Annotated in this window: 16 protein-coding genes; 10 read left to right on the forward strand and 6 right to left on the reverse strand. The window is 63.6% G+C overall.

From position 1 onward, the window contains the following. Window positions 1–6: 6 nt before the first annotated feature. From mutY to ftsY, 3 genes are all read right to left on the reverse strand, one after another. Entirely contained in the window at window positions 7–1,095 is a 1,089-nt protein-coding gene (gene mutY, locus AC1DTQ_RS00035; protein WP_477848330.1) for an A/G-specific adenine glycosylase, read from the reverse strand. Further along, window positions 1,077–2,327, reverse strand: coding sequence for an AsmA family protein (locus tag AC1DTQ_RS00040; protein WP_477847004.1), 1,251 nt, complete (start codon window positions 2,325–2,327; stop codon window positions 1,077–1,079). Before AC1DTQ_RS00040 ends, mutY begins: the two co-directional genes overlap by 19 nt. Window positions 2,328–2,560: 233 nt before the next feature. Continuing rightward, window positions 2,561–3,730, reverse strand: coding sequence for a signal recognition particle-docking protein FtsY (gene ftsY, locus AC1DTQ_RS00045; RefSeq protein WP_477847006.1), 1,170 nt, complete (start codon window positions 3,728–3,730; stop codon window positions 2,561–2,563). Window positions 3,731–3,777: 47 nt separating this feature from the next. On the opposite strand from ftsY, the gene rsmD reads away from it, so the two are divergent. The 7 genes from rsmD to AC1DTQ_RS00080 all read left to right on the forward strand — a co-directional run bounded on the left by rsmD (window position 3,778) and on the right by AC1DTQ_RS00080 (window position 9,248). After that, window positions 3,778–4,425, forward strand: coding sequence for a 16S rRNA (guanine(966)-N(2))-methyltransferase RsmD (gene rsmD, locus AC1DTQ_RS00050; protein WP_477847008.1), 648 nt, complete (start codon window positions 3,778–3,780; stop codon window positions 4,423–4,425). Further along, on the forward strand, window positions 4,422–4,928 hold the full coding sequence (gene coaD, locus AC1DTQ_RS00055; RefSeq protein WP_310089940.1) for a pantetheine-phosphate adenylyltransferase: 507 nt from the start codon (window positions 4,422–4,424) through the stop codon (window positions 4,926–4,928). Before rsmD ends, coaD begins: the two co-directional genes overlap by 4 nt. Window positions 4,929–4,976: 48 nt before the next feature. After that, window positions 4,977–5,465 carry a hypothetical protein gene (locus AC1DTQ_RS00060; protein ID WP_310089941.1) on the forward strand — a complete coding sequence of 163 codons (489 nt, stop codon included), beginning with the start codon at window positions 4,977–4,979 and terminating at the stop codon, window positions 5,463–5,465. Between the two features lie 93 nt (window positions 5,466–5,558). Continuing rightward, window positions 5,559–5,813, forward strand: a complete 255-nt coding sequence (locus tag AC1DTQ_RS00065) for a YfhL family 4Fe-4S dicluster ferredoxin (RefSeq protein WP_310089942.1) — start codon at window positions 5,559–5,561, stop codon at window positions 5,811–5,813. After that, entirely contained in the window at window positions 5,810–7,621 is a 1,812-nt protein-coding gene (gene ggt, locus AC1DTQ_RS00070) for a gamma-glutamyltransferase (RefSeq protein ID WP_477847010.1), read from the forward strand. The genes AC1DTQ_RS00065 and ggt overlap by 4 nt, the downstream gene beginning before the upstream one ends. Continuing rightward, the gene (locus tag AC1DTQ_RS00075) at window positions 7,618–8,277 is read left to right on the forward strand and encodes a hypothetical protein (RefSeq protein WP_477847011.1); all 660 of its coding nucleotides are present in this window, start codon (window positions 7,618–7,620) and stop codon (window positions 8,275–8,277) included. Before ggt ends, AC1DTQ_RS00075 begins: the two co-directional genes overlap by 4 nt. Before the next feature lie 80 nt (window positions 8,278–8,357). After that, window positions 8,358–9,248, forward strand: coding sequence for an MBL fold metallo-hydrolase (locus tag AC1DTQ_RS00080; protein WP_477847012.1), 891 nt, complete (start codon window positions 8,358–8,360; stop codon window positions 9,246–9,248). 147 nt (window positions 9,249–9,395) lie between these two features. On the opposite strand, the gene upp is transcribed toward AC1DTQ_RS00080, so the two are convergent. From upp to AC1DTQ_RS00095, 3 genes are all read right to left on the reverse strand, one after another. Beyond that, window positions 9,396–10,028, reverse strand: a complete 633-nt coding sequence (gene upp / locus AC1DTQ_RS00085; RefSeq protein ID WP_477847013.1) for a uracil phosphoribosyltransferase — start codon at window positions 10,026–10,028, stop codon at window positions 9,396–9,398. 183 nt (window positions 10,029–10,211) lie between these two features. Beyond that, window positions 10,212–12,539: a TonB-dependent receptor plug domain-containing protein gene (locus AC1DTQ_RS00090; RefSeq protein WP_477847015.1), complete on the reverse strand. Its 2,328-nt coding sequence runs from the start codon at window positions 12,537–12,539 to the stop codon at window positions 10,212–10,214. 243 nt (window positions 12,540–12,782) lie between these two features. Beyond that, window positions 12,783–14,279, reverse strand: coding sequence for an aminotransferase class III-fold pyridoxal phosphate-dependent enzyme (locus tag AC1DTQ_RS00095; protein ID WP_477847017.1), 1,497 nt, complete (start codon window positions 14,277–14,279; stop codon window positions 12,783–12,785). Between the two features lie 120 nt (window positions 14,280–14,399). Here AC1DTQ_RS00095 and AC1DTQ_RS00100 point away from each other — a divergent pair, with 120 nt between their 5' ends. From AC1DTQ_RS00100 to tgt, 3 genes are all read left to right on the forward strand, one after another. Beyond that, the gene (locus AC1DTQ_RS00100) at window positions 14,400–14,834 is read left to right on the forward strand and encodes an Lrp/AsnC family transcriptional regulator (RefSeq protein WP_093281553.1); all 435 of its coding nucleotides are present in this window, start codon (window positions 14,400–14,402) and stop codon (window positions 14,832–14,834) included. 11 nt (window positions 14,835–14,845) lie between these two features. Beyond that, complete coding sequence (queA, locus tag AC1DTQ_RS00105; protein ID WP_477847018.1) at window positions 14,846–15,922, forward strand: tRNA preQ1(34) S-adenosylmethionine ribosyltransferase-isomerase QueA; 1,077 nt, start codon at window positions 14,846–14,848, stop codon at window positions 15,920–15,922. A 166-nt stretch (window positions 15,923–16,088) separates the two neighbouring features. Then, the gene (tgt, locus tag AC1DTQ_RS00110) at window positions 16,089–17,195 is read left to right on the forward strand and encodes a tRNA guanosine(34) transglycosylase Tgt (protein ID WP_477847019.1); all 1,107 of its coding nucleotides are present in this window, start codon (window positions 16,089–16,091) and stop codon (window positions 17,193–17,195) included. Window positions 17,196–17,418 lie beyond the last annotated feature (223 nt).

Here is a 17,418-nt window from a genome sequence, read left to right on the forward strand (position 1 = left end):
CGTCCCTTATTTTTCGAGTAAGCCGCCGAGCAGCTTGCGGATGGGCGCGGGCAACCCCAACGAAACGAGGTCGGTACGCGCCACCCAGCGCAGATCGTCATTGTCGCGCACCGCATCGCGCGCGGCGAGCGCCTGCCAGCGCAGCGGATGCATGCGCAGGCGGTAGTGGGTGAAGGTGTGGGGGATTTCCGCCAGCGCTTCGGCGTGGTCGTAGTCGCCCCGCAGATGCGTCGAGAACCAGGCGCGCGCCTGTTCGTGGGTTTCCGCTTCCGGCAACGACCATAACGAAGCCCAGATGCCGGTTGGTGGGCGTCGCTGCAAGAGGATCTCGCCTGCCGCGTTCTCGGCAAGCAGGACCAGCGCCGCCCGTTCCGGCAATGGCTTGCCGGGGCGGGAAGTGGGAAGTTCCTCGACGCGCCCCTCGTTCAACGCAACGCAATCGCTGTGCAACGCGCAGAGCATGCAGGCCGGGTTCTGGCGCGTGCACAGGGTTGCGCCGAAGTCCATCTGCGCCTGGGTGTAGTCGGCCATGCGAGATGGAGACAGGGGTGTTCCGGGGAGGTGCGCCTGCGCGAATGCCCACAGTTCTTTTTCCACCGCCGGCGCATTCGGCCAGCCGGCGATGCCGTGGAAACGGGTGAGTACACGCTTCACGTTGCCGTCCAGGATCGCGAAGCGATCGCCCCACGCCTGGGCCAGGATCGCGCCGGCGGTGCTTCGGCCGATGCCGGGCAAGGCCAGCAGCGCGTCGTAGTCGCGCGGCAGATCGCCGCCGTGTAGTTCGACGCAGCGGCGCGCGGCGAGGTGCAGATTGCGTGCGCGGGCGTAGTAACCCAGCCCCGACCATTGCGCCAGCACTTCGTCCAGCGATGCCTTCGCCAGATCGGGCAGAGTGGGAAACACGCCGACGAAACGCTCGAAGTAGGGCATCACCGTCTTCACCTGCGTCTGCTGCAGCATGATTTCCCCCAGCCAAACGCGGTAAGGCGTGCGCGGATGCTGCCAGGGAAGGTCGTGGCGGCCGGAATGGTCGAACCAGTCCAGCAGCCGCTGCGCGAACGTGTCGGGCGCGGCGCTCATTCCGATGCCTGGGATGCAGGAATTTCGGGATCTTCCATTTGCAGTTCGACGCCTTCCAGCACCGCGCCCGAGACCTCCAGTCTGGGCGCCTTCAACGTGCCGGTGAGGGGAGGAAGTGGGGAACCCTTAACGCCGGCCTCGCTCCAGTCCATTACTTCGAACAAGCGGAAGCGTCCGTCGAATACCGTCTGGTCGCGACGCAGCTGCAGCGCGGCGATCCCCGACAGATCGCTGGCGCCGCTGTAATCCAAAGTAAAGGGAAGCGGCGAGCCGGATTGCCCCAGCGGCGGCGGCAGCGCCGGCCATTCGGCTGGCCAGCCCGCCAGGTTGCCGTCGAGATCGATGCGCAGTTTGTCGTCGAGGGAAACACCGCCCACCGCATCCAATGTCGGCATCGCAGTCTTGCCACGCAGCGACACGCCGGCCGGTTGCAAGGTGATGGCTTTGTCGCTGAACACGAGCGGTCCGGCCAGGCCCAATGCGAACGAGAGCGAAGTTTCGCCGGAGACATAGCGCGATCTGGCGCCGAGCACGGCGTTGTCCAGGTGGATACCTTTTTCGTCGCGTAGCGTTGCCGACAGTCTGATCTGCGAAGGCAATCGCCACTGGGCGCTTTCGAGCGCGACTTCGCCGACAACTCCCACGCCTGCGCCGAAGCCAGGCAGCGTCAGGGTTGCGTGCACATCGGCCGGCACGCGCAGATTGCCGCCCAGATAGTGGCCACGCAGATGCGCGTGCAACGGCTGGCCGGGCGTTAACGACGGCAAGTCGGCGTTCACGGCTTCGATCTTCCAATCCTCGCCCACAATCTGTCCGCGTACGATCCCGATTCCGCGGGAGAGCGTGGGAATCCGCGTTTCGGTGGACGGGCGTTTCGCTTGCCAGCGCTGGAATGCGGCCATGTCCAGGATCGGCGCATCCAGCTCCAGCCGGCGAGCGGTGAGATCGCTGCCTCGTGCGCGCAGCGTGGACCACGGCACCGAAATGAAAATACGTTCGGCAGTGAGCAAAGGTGTCTTCGCACCAGGTTCGCGCGCAGTGACGTTGCGCACGATCAATTGAGGCGTGCCCCGCAGGCGATATTCGCCGACGCCGGTGGCGCTGATTTCCAGGCCCAGGGCTTTGCCGGTCTGGTCGAGGATGGCGGCGGTGACAACGTCGGGGCGGGACAGCCAGCGCAACAGCAGGGCGGCGATCAATATCAGCGCCGCGATTGCCAATAGCACGATCTTGCGACGCCTAGTCACGCAGACTTGCCCATGCGTTCGATCACCCGGTGGCATTCATTCTGTTGCAACTCATGAACTCCGTTCGTGGTGAGCGCTGAGCCTGTCGAAGCATCGAAGATCCCATTCAAGGCGAGCCTGTCGAACCACGCCTTTCCCGGCAAAGTCAAAATAGTTGCAACCTGAAGGATTCCCGCCAAGAGCGTGGTTCGACAAGCTCACCACGAACGGCTTCTAAATACCTGACGGCATGTTCACGTGCCGAGCGCTTCCGGCAACAACGCATCGACGAAGGCTTCGGCATCGAACACGCGCAAGTCCTCCGAGCGCTCGCCGATGCCGGCATAGCGGATCGGGATGCCGAACTCGCGCGCCAGCGCGAACACCACGCCGCCCTTGGCGGTGCCGTCCAGCTTGGTCACCACCAGTCCGGTGACGCCGACGGCGGCATGGAACTGACGCAGCTGCGACAACGCGTTCTGACCGGTGGTGCCGTCGATGACCATCAGCACTTCGTGCGGCGCGGTGGGGTCGAGTTTGCCCAGCACGCGACGAATCTTGCCTAATTCGGCCATCAATCCCTGTTGCGTGTGCAGGCGCCCGGCGGTATCGGCGATCAGCACTTCGATGCCGCGTGCCTTGGCGGCCTGCAAGGCATCGAACGCCACCGACGCCGCGTCGGCGTCTTGGCCCTGTGCGATCACCGGCACGCCGTTGCGTTCGCCCCAGGTCTGCAGCTGCGCCACCGCAGCGGCGCGGAAGGTGTCGCCCGCGGCCAACATCAGGCTATGGCCCTGTTCCTTGAAGCGGCGCGCCAGCTTGCCGATGGTGGTGGTCTTGCCCACGCCGTTGACGCCGACCGTGAGCACGACGAAGGGTTGGGAGGCGCGATCGATCTGCAACGGCAGCGCCACCGGGGCCAGCATCGCGATCAGTTCCGCGCGCAGGGCCTTGAGCAGGGCCTGCGCGTCGCTGAATTCCCGCGCCTTCATGCGTTTGCGCAGACTTTCGACCAAGGCTGAAGTTGCAGGCACGCCGACGTCGGCCGTAAGCAGCGCCGTCTCGATTTCGTCCAGCAGGTCGTCGTCCAGCTTGGGATTGCGGGAAAACAACCCGCCCAGGCCACGTGCGAAGCCGCTGCCGCGCAGGCGTTCGCGCCATCCCGGTTTACCGGCCGGCGCGGGGGGCGGCTGGTTGGCTTCGGCAGGCGCGGAGGCAGGGAGCGCCGAAGCCGGAATTGCGGCGATGGTTGGCGGTTCGAGGGCGGTTTCGGCGACCACGGCCGGATCGGCGGGTACGCTTTCCGCGGCGGCTTCCGGGAACGTTGCGGCTAGCTCTTCCAGGCTGTATCGGCGCGTGGCGTCGGTCTCAGGCGGGGTTTCGGAGCCGGAGGCGGGCTTCTTGCGACGGAAAAAACTGACCATTGCTCGGGGATATCGGAGAATGCGCACATGCTAGCACCGGCACCCGGATGCCCCCGATGAAACCCGCTTCCCACTCCCGCAAAGATCAGGCCGAGGCCGGCAAGATCCGCATCATCGGCGGCCGCTGGCGCGGCACGCGCCTGCCGGTATCCGTCAGTCCTGGTCTGCGTCCCAGCAGCGACCGTGCGCGCGAAACCCTGTTCAACTGGTTGATACCGGTGCTGCCGGGTGCGCGGGTCATCGATGTTTTCGCCGGCACCGGCGCGCTGGGCCTGGAAGCGGTGTCCCGGGGCGCGACACGCGCCGTGCTGGTGGAACGCGACGCGGTCCTTGCCCAGGCGCTGCGCGAGACGGTCACGCGTCTGTCGGCGCAGGAGTCTGTCGAAGTGGTGCAGAGCGACGCGTTGGCCTGGCTTGCGCGACAGCCGGCGGCTTCATTCGACCTGGCTTTCGTCGATCCGCCCTTCAGCGCGGATCTGTGGCAGGCGACCCTGGAGGCCCTGCTGCCGACCTTGGCGCCTGAGGCCTGGGTATACCTCGAATCGCCCCACGATCAGGCGCCGGCGTTGCCGCCGCAATGGGGGCTGCATCGCGAAGGCCGCACCCGCGAGGTGCGCTTCGCCCTCTACCGCGCACCCGACCGGCGCGGCGCTGATACACTGAATGGCAACGTTTCCGTGGCGGTTCCTGAATGACTGTGGCACGCACCCGCATCGCGGTTTATCCCGGCACGTTCGACCCCATCACCAATGGCCATATCGACCTGATCGATCGTGCCGCCCCCCTGTTCGAACGGCTGATCATCGGCGTCGCCGAGAGCCCGGGCAAAGGTCCGGCGCTGCCGCTCGAACTGCGGGTAAGGCTGGCGCGCGAAGCTGTCGCCCACCATCCGCATGTGGACGTGCGCGGCTTCAATTCGCTGCTCGCGCATTTCGTCAATGAAGTCGGCGGCGGTGTGTTGTTGCGGGGCCTGCGCGCGGTTTCCGACTTCGAATACGAGTTCCAGCTGGCCAGCATGAACCGCCACCTGATTCCGGAAGTGGAAACGCTGTTCCTGACCCCGGCCGAGCAATATGGCTTCATTTCGTCCTCGCTGGTGCGCGAAATCTCGCGGTTGGGCGGGGATGTTTCCGGTTTCGTGCCGCAGGCCGTGGCCGTGGCGCTGCAGGAACAATGGCAGCTCAAGACTGCGGGTTGATCCATGCCGTACCATTCATCGCAAGACTTATCTGGAGGGGAAGAAACCATGAAGATCGCTACACGACTGTTGCTCGCCGCCTGCCTCGTATTGACGTTCGCCGCCTGCAAGAAGCAGGAAGCCGCAGCGCCGGTCGAAGCCGCCCCGCTCACCGCACCCGCCACCGCCGACGATGCTGCCTGGAAGGCGTACCTGCAGGATGTGGTTTCCCGCAACATGGGCGACATCACCAATAGCCCGTTCGTCTACTACCTGACCAGCCAGAGCAATCCTAAGTTCGAAGCCGACTACAAGGGCCAGCTGGACCAGGTCAGCAATGCCCTGGCGCGCGGCATCGTCGGCGGCAACCTGATCGCGTTCGGTTCGCCCGAGTCGGCCAAGATGGCCGACATCGCGGTGGCCGGATTCAAGGCCGTGCCGCCGGACACCATGAAGAAGGTCAAGATCATCTTCATCGGCCAGGCCGCCGACAGCGAGCGGGTCAAGGCCGCGGTCACCGCCACTGGCGCCGACTACGTTTTCGTAGAAGCTAAATGATCTCCGCGGGGCGTGGTCGCGATACGGCCACGCCCTCCGGATGACTGGGATTTTCGGAATCAACAAAGCAGCGTCCTTGAGCCTTCAACCGAAATGTCACTGAAGATCAACGAGCTGTGCGTGAATTGCGACGTGTGCGAGCCCGCCTGCCCCAATCAGGCCATCGCCATGGGCGAAACCATCTATGTGATCGATCCGGCGCGATGCACCGAATGCGTCGGTCACTTCGACGAGCCCCAGTGCGTGGTCGTCTGCCCGGTGGAGTGCATCGATCCCGATCCGGCGTATCCTGAGAGTGAGGAGGATCTGCTGGCGAAGCTGCGCCGGCTTCAACAGGAGCAGGCATGAAGCCCTATCGACCCTTCACTGATCAACTTTCTACCGATCGACTCTCTACCGAGCGATTCTCCACCCGTCTTCTTTTAGCGCTCGTCCTTTCGCTGGCGCCGGTATTCGCGCTGGCCCTGTCGCCCCAGGCGCAGCCGCAAACCGCAGCGGCCGCGACGCATCCTCCCGGCGCCGCCATCGCTTCGGGCCACAAGCTGGCGACCGAAGCGGGTCTGCAGATCCTGGCCGAAGGCGGCAATGCTTTCGACGCCGCAGTGGCGGTTTCCTCCACTCTCTCGGTGGTGGAGCCGATCAGTTCCGGCCTGGGAGGCGGTGGCTTCTTCCTGTTGCATGATGCCAAAACCGGCAAGGACGTGATGCTGGATGCGCGCGAGTACGCGCCCGAATCGGCTACGCCTGAGGAATTCCTGGACAAGAACGGCGAGCTGGACCGCGACCGTTCGGTGAACGGTCCCTGGTCGGCCGGAATTCCCGGCTTGCCTGCGGCGCTGGTCGAACTGGCAGGCAAGCATGGACGGTTGCCGCTGCAGGTTTCGCTGGCGCCCGCCATCCGCATCGCCAAAGAGGGTTTCCCGGTTTATGCACGCATGGCCAAGGGCTATGCCTCCCGCCGCGAAGTCATGGAGCGCTATCCCGGCACGCGCGAGGTCTACCTGCGCAACGGCAAGCCCATCCAGGAGGGCGACATCTTCCGCCAGCCGGAGCTCGCGCACACGTTCGAACTGCTGGCGGCGAAGGGGTTCGATGGTTTCTATCGCGGCGAAACGGCGAAGAAGCTGTTGAAGGGCGTGAACCAGGCCGGCGGTCGCTGGACGGCGAGGGAACTGGCGGCCTATCAGGTCAAAGAACGCACGCCCATTTCCTTCGAGTATCGCGGTTGGAAGATCACTACGGCGCCGCCACCGTCTTCCGGCGGTATCGCGCTGGTCGAAATGCTGCAGATCCTCGAGCCATGGGATCTGCAGAAGCTCGACGAGGCGCATCGCACGCACCTGGTCGTCGAGGCGATGCGCCGCGCCTATCGCGATCGCACCTTCTTCCTGGGCGATCCGGATTTCGTCGACATCCCGCAAGAAGTGCTGACCAGCCGCGACTACGCGCAGGGCCTACGCGCCACCATCCATCCAGACAAGGCCACGCCCAGCGACCTGCTGTCCGGGAAGCCGACGCCGCTGGAAGACGAAGAGACCACGCACTTTTCCATCATCGATGCCGAAGGCAACCGCGTCGGTGGTACGCAGACGGTGAACCTGCTTTACGGTTCGGGGCTCATTCCCTCCGGTACCGGCGTGCTGCTCAACGATGAAATGGACGACTTCGCGCTGAAGCCCGGCACGCCGAACGCATTCGGCGTGATGGGCTACGAGGCCAATGCGCCCAAACCCGGCAAGCGCATGCTCAGTTCGATGACGCCGACCTTCATGGAATCGCCCGAAAAAGTCGCCGTGCTGGGCACGCCGGGCGGCAGCCGCATCATCACCATGGTCCTGCTGGGCATCCTGGGGTACGACGCCGGCTTGTCGGCGCAGCAGGTGGCCGCGTTGCCGCGCTATCACCACCAGTGGCTGCCCGATGTGATCTCGGCCGAAAGCGGCGCTTTCACGCCGCAGGTCGCCGAAGCGCTGAAGCAGATGGGGCACCAGGTCGATCTGCCGGGCGATGCGGCCACGGGCGGGCGCGGCTCCAGCCATGTCTGGGGCAACCTGCAGACGGTGATGTGGGACCGCAGGGACAATACGCTCTCGGGCGGCGCCGATCCGCGCAATCCGGTGGGCGAGGCGAAGGTTGAACTGAAGCCTTCGCCTTGAAGGCAGCGGTCGATTGCATCCGGGTCATCGGCGATAGAATCCCCGGCGATCCACCCATCCATTGGCAGGAGTTCCGCGTGGCGGACAACGAGAAAAAGCCAGTCGTCACCCATTTGCCTGCCATCCTGACGGGCAGCGCGGCCTTGCTTGCGGCGCTGACCACGGTCTATGTGAACATCCGCAGTGACCTGAAGGATGAGCCTGCGACGCCGGCTCCGGTGGTAGCGACCGCCAATCCCGTGGAACCTGTCGCGCCTGCCCTTCCACAGCAACTGCAGTTACGTTTGCAGCGCATCGCGGTGCAGCAAGACGGCGCAGTGGGAACCGCGGACTGGCGCTTTTCCATCGAAGCGGATGGGCAGCCCCTGTACGCGTTCCAGCAGGATTCGATGACGTCCGAAGGTGGCCGCAACATCGTGGTGGTCGGCGAGGATCGCGATGCCAGTGCAGATCTCGAACTGGCGTCCGGCAAACGCATTCCCATCACCATCAAGGGTTGGCGTGGCGGCTGGTTTAAGAAGGCCGGCGAACCCACGGTAACCGGACAAGGCTGGGTGAGCTCGGCAGGTGTGCTGGCGCCTATCGCTGTCAAAGCAGACGACGAAAGCAAGGGTGCTTTCACTTTCTATTTCTCGGCCGTACCCGAGAAGGATTAGCGCCTACACGATGGCTGTAGGAGCGACGCGAGTCGCGAAGCCGGTACGATCTCCTACAAGGGCGGGAGTACAATGGGTTTATGAAGCTCTGGTCCCTGCTCGGCAATTCGCAGAAACTCGATGGCGGCGCGATGTTCGGCAACGCCCCGCGCGCCATATGGGAGAAGTGGTCGCCGCCGGACGAGGAAAACCGCATCTCGCTGGCATGCCGCGCGCTGCTGGCCAGTCCGCTCAACGGCAAGACCGTACTGTTCGAAACAGGCATCGGCGCGTTCTTCGAACCGAAGCTGCGCGAACGCTACGGCGTGCAGGAGCCGCAGCATGTGCTGCTGGAGTCGCTGGCTGCCGCCGGTTTCGGTCACCAGGATGTGGATGTCGTCGTGCTGAGCCATTTGCACTTCGACCACGCGGGCGGCTTGCTAGCGCCATGGGCGGAGGGCAGGGCGCCCGAACTGCTTTTCCCCCACGCGACCTATGTAGTCGGCGCACAACACTGGCAACGCGCCTTGCATCCTCATCCACGCGATCGGGCCAGTTTCATTCCCGAACTGCCAGCCTTGTTGCAGGCTAGTGGACGGCTGGAAATCGTGGAAGGCGAGCACTCGCAAGTGTTGGGCAAGAGCGTACGCTTCAGTTACAGCGACGGACACACGCCTGGACTGATGCTGGCGGAAATCGTTGGGCCGGAAATTGTCGATGGCCAGGCCCATGGCGGCGTGGTGTTCTGCGCAGATCTGATTCCGGGTCGGTCCTGGGTGCATGTGCCCATCACCATGGGCTACGACCGCAATGCGGAACTGCTGATCGACGAGAAACGCGCCTTCCTGGAAGACAAGCTGGCGCGCAATGTGCATCTGTTCTTCACCCACGACACGCAATGCGCGCTGGCGCAGGTGACGCGGGATGAGAAGGGTAGGTTTGGCACGACCCACGAAGTGGCCGAACTACACGCAAGGCCGTTGGCCGCTTGATGCTTCCCTTCTCCCTCCGGGAGAAGGTGGCGCGAAGCGACGGATGAGGGCGGGAGAACGACTCGCCGGTAAGTTTCGCTACAAGCTGATTTTCCATTCCCTCATCCGCCCTTCGGGCACCTTCTCCCGAAGGAGAAGGGAAAAGCATCACCCAATCCGAGTCCCAAAAATCCGATCGCCCGCATCGCCAAGACCAGGCAAGATGTAACCACGTTCATTGAGCCGATCGTCGATCGCCGCGGTGTAGATCTCCACATCCGGATGCGCCTTTTCCAAAGCCGCCAGACCTTCCGGCGCGGCGACCAGGAAGATGCCCTTGATGCGCCGGCAACCCGCGCGTTTGAGCATGTCGATGGTGGCGATAAGCGTGCCGCCGGTGGCCAGCATCGGGTCCAGGATCAGCGCATCGCGTTCCTCCAGACGACCGGTCAGCCGTTCGAAGTAGGGCACCGGTTGCAAGGTCTCTTCATCGCGCTGCAGGCCGACCACGCTGACACGCGCGGTGGGAATCAGGGCCAGCACGCCCGGCAGCATGCCCAGGCCCGCGCGCAGGATCGGCACCAGAGTGATCTTGGCGCCGGCGATCTTCTGCACCTGCACGTCGCCGGCCCATCCGGCCATCGTTTCGGGTTCGGTTTCCAGGTCCGCCGTGGCCTCATAAGCCAGCAGCGTGCCCAGTTCGGTCACCAGTTCGCGGAAATCCTTGGTATTGAGGCTGGCGTTGCGCAGCAAGCCGATCTTGTGACGGACCAGCGGATGGCGGACTTCGACGATTTTCATGATGGAGGTTATCGGCAAGGAAGATAAGCCAGTCTGCCTCAAGCCTCACGCACTGTCGAAACGCACTGTCCAAACCAGAGCGTGGGAGCGCCGTCCCGGCGCGAGCTTTTGCTTTACAGCATGCCGCCAACGGCATGCTGCCAACAAAAGCTCGTGGCTGGAAGCCGCTCCCACGCCGGGCGATCAGAACGCCCAGCGCATGACCAGCTGATAGCTCGGGCCGGCCTCTTCCGATTCCAACTCGTATTCGTCGTAGTCGCGGTCGATCTGGTCGGCCTCGTTGTCGAACTTGTGGAAGATTTCGTCTTTCGACGCGTCCAACAGGTTGGCTGCGCTCAGCCGCACCGAGAGCGTCTTGCCGAAGCGCTTCTCGACGAACACTTCCAGATCGTCGCCGTACTTGACCGTCACTTCCTCGGCCAGCACGCGGCTGAAGGCATCGCCCTGCTTGCGGTAGGTCGCACCGAAGCTGGCCGCCCACGACGGCAGGTCCTGGATGAAGCCGATGTTGTAGACGCTCCTGGCCTGGTCGTTGAAGCGGCGCTCGCCGATGAAGTCGGTGACCTTGCTGTTGAGGTAGGAGTAGTTCAAGAACACGCCGGTGTTCGGCAGGCCCAGCGCAGTCAGCGGCGTGGAAAGGTCGAATTCGACGCCATACACTTTGCCGTCGCCGACGTTGGCCGAGGTGAACAGCCAGCTTTCCGGTTCGAACTCGAAATCGTCCTCGGTCGAGCCCGGGTTCCCCTCGAGGAATTCCTCAAGGTCCTCTTCGTAGGTGTCCTGCGCGTCTTCGCTCCATTCGCCGGTATTGACCAGTTCGATCAGATTCTTCACGTCGCGGTAGAAGAAGTTCACGCCTATCACGCCGTGCTTGCCGAGGCGGTGTTCGAAGCCCAGGTCGATGCCGTTGGCGGTTTCCTGTTCGAGCTGCGGATTGCCGATGTAGTCGTTGTCGCCGTATTCGCCGTCCAGCAGCGCTGGGATCAGCTCGTTGAAGTTCGGGCGCTTGACGCTCTTGGCCAGCGACAGGCTGATGCGGTCGGCGTCGGTCAGGTCCCACTTCAGGTGCAGCGACGGCAGCAGTTCGTTGTAGTCCTTGTTGGCGGCGCCTTCGACTTCGTCGTCCTCGCTGTAGCGGATATCCGACTTGGTGGTTTCGTAGCGCAGGCCGGCTTCCCACGAGAACACCTCACCCTTTCCCGAGAGCATGAGGTAGGGGTCGACACGGGTTTCCTCGATCAACGAGCCGATGGTGCCGTCCAGTTCGTAGACCACCGGGTCGCCTTCCTCTTCGCCTTCCCACTCGTAGTTGGTGTAGACGATGTCGCGTTTCTTTCTGCGGTAATCCACGCCGAACTCAAGTTCGGCGCTGCCCGCGGGGCGCTTGTGCGCGATCTTAAAGCTGGTCTCGGTGTCGTCGGCTTCCACGGCCGAGGCCTCGGCTTCGGAGGCATCCCATTCGCCATTGACGTATTCGTGCGACTCCTCGCGCTCGGCGCTGTTGTCCTCGAACTTGGCGTAGTCGAGGTCGAATTCGGTGGTGCCACCGGCCATGTCGAACTTGTACTCGGCGCCGATACCCCAGTTCTTCTGGTCGATGGGATTGAAGCCGGGCACGTTGGCCTCGATCACATCCTCGTCGTCGTACTCGATCTCGTGCGAGATCTCCTTAACGTCGCGGTCGGTCTTGACGTAGAAGCCGTCGATGCTGAAGCGTCCGGTCTCGCCGACGTCGGCGGTATAGGAGAGGTTAGCCGAGTAGTCGCGGCCGTCCTTCACTTCGGTCTGGTCCTCGAAGCTAACCAACTCTTCCATCGACGGATCCGAGTAGCGGTCCGAACGCTTGATCTTGGCGCGGTAGCGGTCCTGCACGTTGATACCAGCGAGGAGGCGGCCACCCAGGGCTTCGCCGCTGGTCACGGCACCGAAGGTGGGATTCACTTCGCCGTCGTACCAACGGGTCAAGCCGATGCGCAGGTAGCTGCCATCGAACGCGTAGGCGTCGCGCAGCACGATGTTGATCGCGCCGGCTATGGCGTCGCCGCTGCGGTTGGCGCTGGTGCTACGCAGAATTTCGATGTGGTCGACCATTTCCGCCGGGATGCGGTCCACCCAGAACGAGCGGTCGTCGCCGGCACCCGGCACTTTTTTGCCGTTGATCAGCACCTGGGTGTAGCCGGCGGCCATGCCGCGCATCATCACGCCGTCGAATTCCATGATGTCGGAACCGACGAAGGTCACGCCAGGCAAGCGCTTGAGCATATCGCCGACGGTGGATGGCTCGAAGCGCTGGAAATATTCGAGGTCATAAGACAACACCGGCGCGGTGTCGTCGGTGCGGTTGCGATAGGCGATCTCGCCTTGCACCACGATCGTGTCCAACTGCTTGGCTTCGCTGGCGCCATCGGGCGTCTGCGGCTCGGTCTGCGCAATCGCAATGGCCGGTATCGACGCGAACATCGCGCACGCCAAGGCCTGCGACAGGCTCGCCGCCAGGAGGTTCTTCTTCATTGCCACGCTTCCCCGTGAAGTTAATCCGCATGTTCTACGGGAGGGTTGTGGCGAAAATATGACGCGGGCGTCGCGAGCGATACGGCTGATTGCAGTTTCGTTTCCGATTCGCGCATGCCGCGAATCGGGCGACGATTGTCATCGCGGCGACACATGGCGCGAAGGGCGCAAAAAAAAGCCGGGCGAGCCCGGCTTTACTGGAACACGAGAGTCGCGCCAACGCAGCGCGATTCGATTAGGCGCTTATGCGGCTGCGGCCTGTTCGGCGCGTGGACCTTCGCGCAATGCCTGTCCGACCATGCCGACCAGCAGATCCAGCTCGTCGGAAGTCATGGCGAAGTGCGGAGTGAAGCGCAGCGAGTTGGCGCCGCCGTGGATCACGTTGAGGCCGCGTTCGCGCAGCCATTCCTCGGTGGAGCCGGCGCCGTAGCATTTGAACTGCGGCGCGAGCTCGCACGAGAACAGTAGGCCGGTACCCTGGACCTTGGTGATCAGGCCGCCGAGTTCGGATTTCAGCTTTTCCAGTTTCTCGATGGCTTCCGCGCCGCGATTGCGGATGTTCTCGCGCAGCTGCGGGGTGAGCAGGTTCAGCACGGCGCAGGCCACGTCCAGCGCGCGCGGGTTGCTGGTCATGGTGTTGCCGTACACGCCCTTGCGGTACAGGCCGGCCGCACGCTCGTTCACGGCCAGCACGGACAACGGATATTGCGCGGCGTTCAGCGCCTTGGAATAGGTTTCCATATCCGGCGCGTCCAGGCCTTCGAAGCCCGGGTAGTCGACGATGGAGAGCACGCCATGCGCGCGCAGGCCGGCCTGGATGGAATCGACCAGCAGCAGGCTGCCGTGGCTGCGGGTCAGTTCGCGCGCCACGGCGTAGAACGCCGGCGGCAGCGAGCGGCCGGGGTCGCCTTCGCCCATCACTGGCTCCAGAAACACGGCCTCGACGAACCAGCCTTTGCTCTCCGCATCGGCGAATACGCGCTTGAGCGCTTCGGCGTCATAGGGGTCGACCGCGATCACCGAATCCTCGTTGCGATAGCTGGCCAGATATTGCTGATAAGCCTTGCGCGAGGAATCCGAGTACAGCGCGGGGCGCTCGGTGCGGCCGTGGAAACTGCCTTTCACCACCACGCGCTTGATGATGCGGCCGGCGTACTTGGCGCCCGCATCGGTCTGCAGTTTGGTGTTGATGTCGGCGATACGTGCGGCCAGGCCAACGGATTCGGAACCGGAATTCAGGCACAGGAACTTGGCGAACGGGCAACCGCCGCGGGTGCGTCCTATTTCCTTGCGCAGGGCGCGGTCGAAGCGCAGCTGCGACAGGCTGGGGGTCATGATGTTGGCCATCACCTGCGGCTTGGACATGGCTTCCAAGACCGCTTCGGGCGTGTGGCCGAAGCCGATCATCCCGTAGCCGCCTGCGTCGTACAGCACCGCGCCATTGATGGTGACGATCCAGGGACCGCGGGCGGCGAGGGCGACATAGGGATTGATCGCGTCTTCAGAATAGAAGTTGACGTAGCCGCCTTGCACGGCGCGCAGCTGCGCGTCTTCGTCCAGGGCGAACAGGTCGGCGAACTCATCGCGCAGAGTTTCGTGTTCGGCGGCAGCGGCCGTAACCGCCGCTTCCAGCTCCGGATGCGATTTGGCCAGGCGCAGCAAGGTGGCGTCGTCCAGACCGGTGGTCATGCGTGTACCCGTGTGAGCGCGCAGCGGGGCGAGTTTTTCGATCAGGGTCATGGCGCTCTCCATAATATTTGGCGGCAAGCGGATCATTATCGGGATAATTTCGTCGTTTGATAGTGATGATTCGACTGATTCATGATAATTTTCGTCTAATCGACGAAAATCCAAACCCCCATGACCAAGATCACCCCTGCCGACCAGTTGCTGCTTTCCCTGCTGCGCGAAAACGCTCGCGCCTCCACTGCAGATATCGCCCGCCGGCTCGGGCTCTCGCGCACCACCGTACAAAGCCGGATCGACCGCCTGGAGCGCCAGGGCGTGATCAGCGGTTATGCAGTGCGCTTGGCCGACGAATACGAACACGGCCAGATCCGCGGCCACATCATGATCGCGGTGCAGCCCAAGCAGATGGTGGCCGTGACCAAGGCATTGCGGGCCATGCCGGAGTTGCGCCTGCTGCATTCGGTGACCGGCTCCTACGACCTGATCGCCTTGGGCGTGGTGCCGACCATGGCCGAAATGGACGTGCTGACCGACCGCATCGGCGAAATCGATGGCGTTGAGCGCACCACCTCGGCGTTGATCCTTTCCACCAAGTTCGAGCGCTAGGCTCACGTACAATGCGCGGCCTTCCAGGGCCCATCACGTTGAAGAAATCCGATTTCCACTACGAACTTCCGCCTGAGCTGATTGCGCAGGAGCCGCTGGCCGAGCGTTCCGCCAGCCGTCTGCTGGTGGTGCCGCCGGATGGCGCGCCGTTTGCGGATCGGCAAGTACGCGATCTTCCGCAATTGCTGCGCAAGGGCGATCTGCTGGTGTTCAACGATACGCGTGTGATTCCGGCGCGGCTGTTCGGGCAGAAGGAAAGCGGCGGACGGGTGGAAATTTTGATCGAGCGCCTTTTGCCGGACAACCGGGCGCGCGCGCAGATCGGCGCCAGCAAGTCGCCCAAGCCGGGCGGCCGCATTGCGTTGGATGCGGGCGGCGAAGCGGAAGTGTTGGGACGCGACGGCGAGTTCTACCAGCTGCGCTTCCACGTGAACGATGGGCTGGAAAGCTGGCTGCTGAAGTCTGGCCGCCTACCGCTGCCGCCGTATATCCACCGCGATCCCGGGATCGACGACGACGAACGCTACCAGACCGTGTTCGCGCGCGAACTCGGCGCGGTGGCCGCGCCGACCGCCGGCCTGCATTTCGACGATGCGTTGCTGCAAACGTTGCGCGAACAAGGCATCGAATTCGGCCACGTCACCCTGCACGTGGGCGCGGGCACCTTCCAGCCCGTGCGCGTGGACGACGTGCGCGAGCATCGCATGCACAGCGAATGGTTGAACGTGGGCGCTGCGCTGGTCGAGCAGGTGCGCGCAACGCGCGCGCGCGGTGGGCGAGTTATCGCCGTGGGCACAACGGTGGTGCGCGCGCTGGAATCGGCCTCACGCGTGACTCAAGCCGGCGACGGGCAGTTGCAGCCATTCGCCGGGGAAACGCAAATCTTCATTTTCCCGGGCTACCGCATCCGCAGCGTAGACGCCATGCTGACCAACTTTCATTTGCCGGAAAGCACGCTGTTGATGCTGGTGTCGGCTTTCGCGGGCAAGAATCGGGTGTTTACGGCTTACGAGCATGCGGTGCGCGAGCAATACCGGTTCTTTTCCTATGGGGATGCGATGTTGCTGTTTCCGGAAGCGTCGGAATGATGGGCGCGCGCGTGCAAGCTCAGTCGTCATCCCAGCGCAAGCTGGGATCCATCTTGACTTTGGAGCCATACGTGAAGAGCAAGATCAAAATGGATCCCAGCTTGCGCTGGGATGACGTCGCTGGAGTTTCGTTGCCGCGAGATATTTCCTCTATGAGCCGCCCCGCATGAGTCGCATGTCGTTCGAACTGCTGGGCACCGACGGCACGCCCCGCCGCGGGCGTCTGACTTTCCCGCGCGGCACCGTGGAAACGCCCGCGTTCATGCCGGTCGGCACTTATGGTTCGGTGAAAGGAATCCTTCCCGAGCATATCGAGGAGCTCGGTGCTGAGATCATTCTCGGCAACACCTTCCACTTGTACCTGCGCCCCGGTCTGGAGGTCATCGCCAAGCACCAAGGCCTGCACAGCTTCGCACGTTGGAACAAACCTATCCTCACCGATTCGGGCGGGTTTCAGGTGTTCTCGCTGGCGCATCAGCGCAAGATCACCGAGCAGGGCGTCACCTTCAATTCGCCGGTGGACGGCAGCAAGGTGTTCCTGGGCCCGGAAGAAAGCATGCGCATCCAGAAGACGCTGGATTCGGACATCGTGATGATCTTCGACGAGTGCACGCCGTATCCGGCCACGGAAGAAGTCGCCTCGCGTTCGATGGAGTTGAGCTTGCGCTGGGCATTGCGCAGCAAGAACGCGCATGAAGGCAACGATGCGGCGCTGTTCGGCATCGTGCAGGGGGGAGTGCATCCGGAACTGCGCACGCGGTCGGCGGATGGGCTGCAGGAGATCGGCTTCGACGGCTACGCCATCGGCGGTCTGGCGGTCGGCGAGCCGGAGCACGAACGCAACGCCATGCTGGAACACATGCACCCGCTGCTGCCCTCCGACCGTCCGCGCTATCTGATGGGCGTGGGCCGACCCGAGGATCTGGTGGAAGCGGTGGCGCGCGGCGTGGACATGTTCGACTGCGTCATGCCCACCCGCAATGCGCGCAACGGCCATTACTTCACTTCCACCGGCACGGTGCGCATCCGCAACGCGAAGTACGAGCAGGACCTGGACCCGATCGAGCCGGGTTGCGGCTGCTATGCCTGCCGCAACGGTTTCACCCGGGCCTATCTACGCCACCTGGACCGCTGCAACGAGATGCTGGCGCCCATGCTGGGCACCCTGCACAACCTCTGGTACTACCAGAAGCTGATGGCGGGCATGCGCGAGGCGATCGAGCAGAGGCGTTTCGAGGCGTTCCGGGCGTCGTTCTACGCGGCGCGGGGGTAGTGCTTTTCCCTTCTCCCACCGGGAGAAGGTGGCGCGAAGCGCCGGATGAGGGAGGAGAAATTCAGGCCCACGGGAACTTGCGCTACGACCTGAAAATCCATTCCCTCATCCGCCCTTTGGGCACCTTCTCCCAGGGGGAGAAGGAAAAACAGCGGAACCTTCCGCCAATCGAAAGGTCTTTTCCCTGTCAACAGGGGACTTTCCAGCGATTTCGGCCCATTTC

It is taken from the genome of Pseudoxanthomonas sp. P4_B2, assembly GCF_056402315.1.

Excerpts from the sequence above, each read along its gene's own strand:
- ftsY (WP_477847006.1), bottom strand. The coding sequence starts at position 3,730 with ATGGTCAGTTTTTTCCGTCGCAAGAAGCCCGCCTCCGGCTCCGAAACC.
- rsmD (WP_477847008.1), top strand. The coding sequence starts at position 3,778 with ATGCCCCCGATGAAACCCGCTTCCCACTCCCGCAAAGATCAGGCCGAG.
- coaD (WP_310089940.1), top strand. The coding sequence starts at position 4,422 with ATGACTGTGGCACGCACCCGCATCGCGGTTTATCCCGGCACGTTCGAC.
- AC1DTQ_RS00060 (WP_310089941.1), top strand. The coding sequence starts at position 4,977 with ATGAAGATCGCTACACGACTGTTGCTCGCCGCCTGCCTCGTATTGACG.
- AC1DTQ_RS00065 (WP_310089942.1), top strand. The coding sequence starts at position 5,559 with ATGTCACTGAAGATCAACGAGCTGTGCGTGAATTGCGACGTGTGCGAG.
- ggt (WP_477847010.1), top strand. The coding sequence starts at position 5,810 with ATGAAGCCCTATCGACCCTTCACTGATCAACTTTCTACCGATCGACTC.
- AC1DTQ_RS00080 (WP_477847012.1), top strand. The coding sequence starts at position 8,358 with ATGAAGCTCTGGTCCCTGCTCGGCAATTCGCAGAAACTCGATGGCGGC.
- upp (WP_477847013.1), bottom strand. The coding sequence starts at position 10,028 with ATGAAAATCGTCGAAGTCCGCCATCCGCTGGTCCGTCACAAGATCGGC.
- AC1DTQ_RS00090 (WP_477847015.1), bottom strand. The coding sequence starts at position 12,539 with ATGAAGAAGAACCTCCTGGCGGCGAGCCTGTCGCAGGCCTTGGCGTGC.
- AC1DTQ_RS00095 (WP_477847017.1), bottom strand. The coding sequence starts at position 14,279 with ATGACCCTGATCGAAAAACTCGCCCCGCTGCGCGCTCACACGGGTACA.
- AC1DTQ_RS00100 (WP_093281553.1), top strand. The coding sequence starts at position 14,400 with ATGACCAAGATCACCCCTGCCGACCAGTTGCTGCTTTCCCTGCTGCGC.
- queA (WP_477847018.1), top strand. The coding sequence starts at position 14,846 with ATGCGCGGCCTTCCAGGGCCCATCACGTTGAAGAAATCCGATTTCCAC.
- tgt (WP_477847019.1), top strand. The coding sequence starts at position 16,089 with ATGAGTCGCATGTCGTTCGAACTGCTGGGCACCGACGGCACGCCCCGC.